This window comes from Idiomarina sp. UBA4206 (assembly GCF_002383015.1).
Taxonomy (GTDB): domain Bacteria; phylum Pseudomonadota; class Gammaproteobacteria; order Enterobacterales; family Alteromonadaceae; genus Idiomarina; species Idiomarina abyssalis.
Genome location: NZ_DFTS01000014.1, coordinates 121,961 through 122,248, shown reverse-complemented (window position 1 = coordinate 122,248; position 288 = coordinate 121,961). Strand labels below are relative to the sequence as shown.

The 288-nt window shown below is 49.0% G+C and carries 1 protein-coding gene; it reads left to right on the top strand.

Features of this window, described 5'->3' with window-relative positions; genetic code table 11:
- Positions 1-288: amidohydrolase family protein (locus tag B3180_RS03270; RefSeq protein WP_286843044.1), on the top strand; the 288-nt coding region annotated here is incomplete at both ends.

The window sequence follows — 288 nt, the reverse complement described above, 5'->3', positions numbered from 1 at the left end:
GGACACACCACTGCAAAAAATTGCCGTACTCGCGCAAGAAATGGATATGTCGGTGCAAATCCATCTGCACGAAACAGAGCTTGAGGTGGAAGAATCACTTAAGCAATATGGCAAGCGCCCAACCCAGCGCTTGATGGAGTTAGGTTTACTTTCGCCCCTGACCCAATGTGTCCATATGACACAAATTAACGAGACCGATATCGCGCTGTTGCAACAAACCGGCGCGCATGTTGTGCACTGCCCGGAATCCAATTTGAAATTAGCGAGCGGATTTTGCCCCGTTGATAA